This window comes from Arthrobacter sp. AL05 (assembly GCF_029960715.1).
In the GTDB taxonomy this organism is placed as follows: domain Bacteria; phylum Actinomycetota; class Actinomycetes; order Actinomycetales; family Micrococcaceae; genus Arthrobacter.
This window is the reverse complement of the sequence record NZ_JASBRC010000049.1, coordinates 1-1392: the sequence shown is the minus strand read 5'-3', so window position 1 is coordinate 1392 and position 1392 is coordinate 1. Positions and strand designations below refer to the sequence as shown.

The window sequence follows — 1392 nt, the reverse complement described above, 5'->3', positions numbered from 1 at the left end:
GCCGGGGATTTGGTCGCTGGACCCGGTATGACTTTCTCGCCCTGTCACTCATGATCCGGGGGGTGTTGTTGCCGGGTCCGGAGACACACGTTGACTGCTGATAGGGACACGGCCAGCCCCTTTTCCGGGGCGAGGTCTCTTTGTAACGTGGGTGCCAGCATCGGGTGTCATGACTGCGGCCAGACAGCGCGAAGGAGCGCCGGCATGGACGAGGAGATCGCTGTTTTCTGCGGGCTGGACGTTGGAAAATCCGAACACCACGCGACCGCCCTGGACCGGGCGGGAGGACGGATTTTTGATAAGCCTCTGCCGCAGGACGAGGCCCGGCTGCGCGAACTGTTTACCGGGCTGCAGGAGCACGGCACAGTCCTGGTGGTCGTGGACCAGCCCAACACCATCGGCGCACTGCCGATTGCCGTTGCGCGGGACTGCGGCTGCACGGTCGCTTATCTGCCGGGACTGGCGATGCGCAAAGCCGCGGACCTGTATCCGGGCAAGTCCAAAACGGATGCCCGGGACGCGTTCATCATCGCCGAGACGGCACGGGCGATGCCCCACACCCTCAGGGCGGTCGACAGGGACAGCGGAGTGCTCGCAGCGTTGAAGGTCCTGTCCGGATTCGACGCCGACCTGACCCATGAATGCACCCGGGCGATCAACCGGCTGCGGTCCCTGCTGTTGCAGATCTTCCCTGCCCTGGAGCGGGTTTTCCCCGGCACCGTCCTGACTCGTGCACTCGTCCTGGAGCTGTTCATCAAATATGCGGGACCGGCCGGTCTGCGGGCAGCCGGACGCGGCCACGTGCTGCGCTGGGCCCGGAACCACAGCCGCAAAGACCCCTCCGGGCTCATCGACGCGGTCTTCATGGCCCTGGGCGAGCAGAGTGTCACTGTGATCGGCACCGAAGCCGTTGAACTGGTGATCCCACGCGTGGCAGGCCAGATCAAGGAACTCAAACACCAGCGGGCCATCGTGGCCGCCGAGGTCGAAAGGCTCCTGGACGATTTCCCTCTTTCCACGGTCTTGATGTCCATGCCGGGAGTCGGTATCAAGACCGCAGCGACCATACTCCTGAGCATCGGAGACGCCAGCGCTTTCGCCTCAGCCGCTCACCTCGCCGCCTACGCCGGCATTGCACCCGTGACGCGGCGATCCGGCACCTCGATCCGCGGCGAGTTCCCCGCACGATCGGGCAACAAACAGCTCAAGAACGCGCTCTTCAGATCCGCCTGGATCGCCAGCTGCCACCACCCGGCGTCCAAGGCCTACTACGGGAGGAAACGCGACCAGGGCAAAAAGCACAACGCCGCCGTCATCTGCCTCGCCCGCCGTCGCTGCGACGTCATCTACGCCATGCTCAAACACGGCACCTTCTACGAAGAGAAACCCGCC

The 1392-nt window shown here is 64.7% G+C and carries 1 protein-coding gene; it reads left to right on the top strand.

Annotation, left to right across the window (positions count from 1 at the left end; translation table 11 throughout):
* Positions 1 to 204 precede the first annotated feature (204 nt).
* Positions 205 to 1392 (top strand): IS110 family transposase (locus tag QK287_RS18370; protein WP_282361127.1); only part of this gene is annotated, 1188 nt, incomplete at its 3' end.